Genomic DNA, 3,977 nt, shown 5'->3' with positions numbered 1-3,977 from the left:
GGCGAGCCCCGCCACGCCGGCCAGCACCCAGCGGCGCCCACCGCCGCCGCCCGATGGCGGCTGCGCGATCAACGCCGCCGCCGCGCGCGGCGAGACGCGGATGGTGGCGTCGTCCTCGGGCGGCCTGCCGCTCACCGGCAGGAGCAGGAGCCGCCGACGCCGCCGAAGTTGCGCCGGGCGAAGTTCTCCGCGTCGCTGCGCGTGCTCATCTGCGGGCCCATCTGGCAGAAGGAGGTGCCGCGCGCGATGCGCATCTGGTCCGGGTCGCGGCCCTCGACCGCGATGCGGCCGCGGTCGCAATAGACCCAGTAGTTCGCGAGCGCGGTGGCGGGCGCCAGCAGGGCAAGGCCGAGCAGCAGGGCGGGGATGTGCCGCATGGCGTCCTCAGCGGCAGGAGCAGGGGCGGCCGGCGCCGCCGAAATTGTTCCGCGCGAAATCCTGCGCCGAGGAGAGGAAGCCGAACTTAGGCCCCATCTGGCACACGCCCGACCCGCGCGCGATGCGCATCTGGTTGGGGTCGCGCCCGTCCACCTCGATCCGGTTGTTGGCGCAATAGACGTAGTAGTCGGCGAAGGCCGCGGCGGGCGCGAGAAGCGCGGCGGCGACGGCGGCGGCGAGCAGCATCCTCATGGGGCGGTCTCCTCCTGCCTTGCGGGCAGGGAAGCATGGCGCCCCGTTTCGCTCGCGCGCAAGTGACCGGGCATACGGAAAAGGCGCGGAAGGCTTCCCTTCCGCGCCGTGCCGTGAAGCGTTTCAGACCCGCAGGATCAGGCGGACTTCGCCATGATCTCGTCGGCCACGTTGCGCGGCACCGGATCGTAGTGGTGGAACTGCATGGAGAAGGAGGCGCGCCCCTTCGTCATGCCGCGCAGGTTGGAGATGTAGCCGAACATCTCCTTCAGCGGGACGTGCGCCCGGACGATGACCGAGGTGCCGGCCATGTCCTGGGACTGGATGACGCCGCGGCGGCGGTTGAGGTCGCCCACCACGTCGCCGACATGGTCCTGCGGAGTCGTCACCTCGACGTCCATGATCGGCTCGAGGATCACCGGGCCGGCCTTCTTCATGCCTTCGCGGAAGCAGGCCTTGGCGGCGATCTCGAACGCGAGCGCCGAGGAGTCGACGTCGTGGTACTTGCCGTCCACCAGGGAGTACTTGAAGTCCACGGTCGGGAAACCGGCCAGCACGCCGGTGTCGGCCTGCATCTTGATGCCCTTCTCGACCGCCGGGATGTATTCCTTCGGCACCGAGCCGCCGACGACGCCGTTCACGAACTCGATGCCCGTGTTCCGCTCCTTCGGCTCGAAGACGATCTTCACCTCGGCGTACTGGCCCGACCCGCCCGACTGCTTCTTGTGGGTGTAGGTCTCGGTGTGCGGCTTGGTGATCGTCTCCCGATACGCGACCTGCGGGGCGCCGATGTTCGCGTCCACGCCGTATTCGCGCTTCAGGCGGTCGACGATGATCTCGAGATGCAGCTCGCCCATGCCGGAGAGGATGGTCTGGCCCGTCTCCTGGTCCGTGCGCAGGCGGAGCGAGGGATCCTCGCCGGCCAGCTTCTGCAGGCCGAGCGTCATCTTCTCGACGCCTTCCTTGGTCTTGGGCTCGACCGAGATGTCGATGACCGGCACCGGGAAGGCCATGCGCTCCAGCACCACCGGGTCGGCGGCATCGGCCAGCGTGTCGCCCGTGCCGGTGTCCTTCAGCCCGACGAAGGCGGCGATGTCGCCGGCGGAGACTTCCTTCACTTCCTCGCGCTTGTCGGCGTGCATCTGGAACATGCGGCCGATGCGCTCGCGGTTCCCCTTGGTCGTGTTCATCACCATGTCGCCCTGCTTGAGGACGCCGCGGTAGACGCGCACGAAGGTCAGGTTGCCGTACTTGTCGTTGATGATCTTGAAGGCGAGGCCGGCGAAGGGCGCGGTCTCGTCCGCCGGAATGACGCGGCGCTCGGCCGTCTCGTCCTGGCCTTCCTCCGGCGCCACCTTGATCCCGGGGATGTCGACGGGGGAGGGCAGGTAGTCGATCACCGCGTCGAGCAGCGGCTGCACGCCCTTGTTCTTGAAGGCCGTGCCGCAGAGCACCGGGCGGAACTCGCCGCTGATCGTGCCCTTCTTGATGCAGCGCTTCAGCGTCGCGACCGACACGTCGCCCTTGTCGAAGTATTCCTCCATCGCCGTCTCGTCGACGCCGACGCAGGTGTCGATCAGGATCTGGCGGAATTCGGCCGCCTTCTCCTTCAGGTCGTCGGGGATCGGCGCGTCGTGGTAGGCGGCGCCGAGCTCGTCGCCCTCCCAGATGATCGCCTTCATCTCGACCAGGTCGACGACGCCCTTGAAGGTGTCCTCGATGCCGATCGGCAGCTGCAGCGTCACCCAGTTGATGCCGAGCTTCTCGGTCAGCGTCGCCGCGGCGCGGTAGAAGTCCGCACCCGTGCGGTCGAGCTTGTTGATGAAGATGATGCGCGGGACGTTGTACCGGTCCGCGAGGCGCCAGTTGGTCTCGGACTGCGGCTGCACGCCGGCCACGCCCTCGATGATGAACACCGCGCCGTCGAGCACGCGCAGCGAGCGGTTCACCTCGATGTTGAAGTCGATGTGGCCGGGGGTGTCGATGACGTTGATGCGGTGGTCGTTCCACACGGCGGTCACAGCCGCGGAGGTGATGGTGATCCCCCGCTCGCGCTCCTGCTCCATGTAGTCGGTCGTGGTGTTGCCCTCATGCACCTCGCCGATCTTGTGCGACTTCCCGGTGTAATAGAGGATGCGCTCGGTCGTGGTGGTCTTGCCGGCGTCGATATGCGCCGTGATGCCGATATTCCGGATACGCTCGAGCGGGGTGCGCGCCACGATGGGCCTCCATAAGCAGAAACGGGCGCCCGCGCCGGAGCATCGGCTCCGCGCCGCCCGAAAGGGTTCACGCCGGTAAGTTGGTGGTCGCTATCTGCGACGTCCCGGCCGGCTTTGCAAGCGCGGGATGATGCGATTCGGCCAGGACGCCGCCATCCACCCGCGCCGGGACGGGCATTGCGACGTTCCGTTGCGGACAGGAAACACACAGCCGGGCTAGGCTCGGCCCGCCATGCAGCCCGCCACCGTCATCGCCGCCGCCCGCTTCGGATTCGGCCGCCAGCCGCAGGACCCCGAGCCGGGGGACCCGCGCGCCTGGCTGCTCGGCCACCTGGCCGGGGAAGCCCCCGCCCCCGCCCTGCCCGAAGGCCACCCCGCCACGCTGCGCGACATCTTCGCCCTGCAGGCCGAGGACAACGAGACGATGCGCGCCGGCCAGGGCCGCCCGCACCAGCAGCGCATCTGGCGCGCCGAGGCCGCCGCCCATCTCGCCCTCGCCGCGACCGCCGAGGCCGGCTTCCGCGAGCGACTGGTCCATTTCTGGGCCAACCACTTCACTGTCGGGCGCCAGAAGGTCCCCTACACCGTCGGCCATTTCATCCGCGCGGCGATCCGCCCCCACGTGACCGGGCGGTTCGAGGCGATGCTCCTCGCGGTCATCCGCCACCCGGCCATGCTCGCCTATCTCGACAACGCGACCTCGATCGGGCCGGGCAGCCAGGCGGGGCTGCGCAGCGGGCGGGGGCTCAACGAGAACCTGGCGCGCGAGATCCTCGAACTGCACACCGTCACGCCGGCCGCCGGCTACACCCAGGCCGATGTCGGCGCGCTCGCGCGGATCATCACCGGCTGGTCCTTCGCGCCCCAGCGGGAGCCCTTCGGCTTCCTCTTCCGCCCCGCCGCCCACGAACCCGGCGAGAAGCGCCTGCTCGGCCACGCCTTCGCCGAAGGCGAGGCCGGCGGCGTGGAGGCGCTCACCTTCCTCGCGCGCCACCCGGCGACGCAGCGGCACCTCGCGACGAAGCTGGCCCGGCACTTCGTGGCGGACACGCCGCCGCCCGGCGCGGTGCGGCGGGTCGAGGCGGCGCTGCGCGACAGCGGGGGCGACCTAGGCGGTGGCAGATCCGA

Annotated in this window: 4 protein-coding genes; 1 reads left to right on the top strand and 3 read right to left on the bottom strand. The window is 69.7% G+C overall.

Going from position 1 to position 3,977, the window contains the following annotated elements:
* Positions 1–131: 131 nt before the first annotated feature.
* The 3 genes from HW577_RS22055 to fusA form a co-directional block, all read right to left on the bottom strand.
* Positions 132–377, bottom strand: a complete 246-nt coding sequence (locus HW577_RS22055; protein ID WP_198378266.1) for a hypothetical protein — start codon at positions 375–377, stop codon at positions 132–134.
* Between the two features lie 7 nt (positions 378–384).
* Positions 385–630: a hypothetical protein gene (locus tag HW577_RS22050; protein WP_198378265.1), complete on the bottom strand. Its 246-nt coding sequence runs from the start codon at positions 628–630 to the stop codon at positions 385–387.
* 137 nt (positions 631–767) lie between these two features.
* A complete protein-coding gene (fusA, locus tag HW577_RS22045; protein ID WP_198378264.1) occupies positions 768–2,849 on the bottom strand; it encodes an elongation factor G in 2,082 nt (693 codons plus the stop codon).
* A 232-nt stretch (positions 2,850–3,081) separates the two neighbouring features.
* On the opposite strand from fusA, the gene HW577_RS22040 reads away from it, so the two are divergent.
* A partial coding sequence (locus HW577_RS22040) for a DUF1800 family protein (protein ID WP_198378263.1) occupies positions 3,082–3,977 on the top strand: 896 nt, incomplete at its 3' end.

Origin of the sequence: Neoroseomonas rubea (assembly GCF_016106015.1) — a bacterium.
GTDB classification, from domain to species: Bacteria; Pseudomonadota; Alphaproteobacteria; order Acetobacterales; family Acetobacteraceae; genus Neoroseomonas; species Neoroseomonas rubea.
This window is presented reverse-complemented; position numbering and strand designations above follow the sequence as displayed.

Coding starts and splice junctions, on each gene's coding strand:
- HW577_RS22050 (WP_198378265.1), bottom strand. CDS start 630: ATGAGGATGCTGCTCGCCGCCGCCGTCGCCGCCGCGCTTCTCGCGCCC.
- HW577_RS22055 (WP_198378266.1), bottom strand. CDS start 377: ATGCGGCACATCCCCGCCCTGCTGCTCGGCCTTGCCCTGCTGGCGCCC.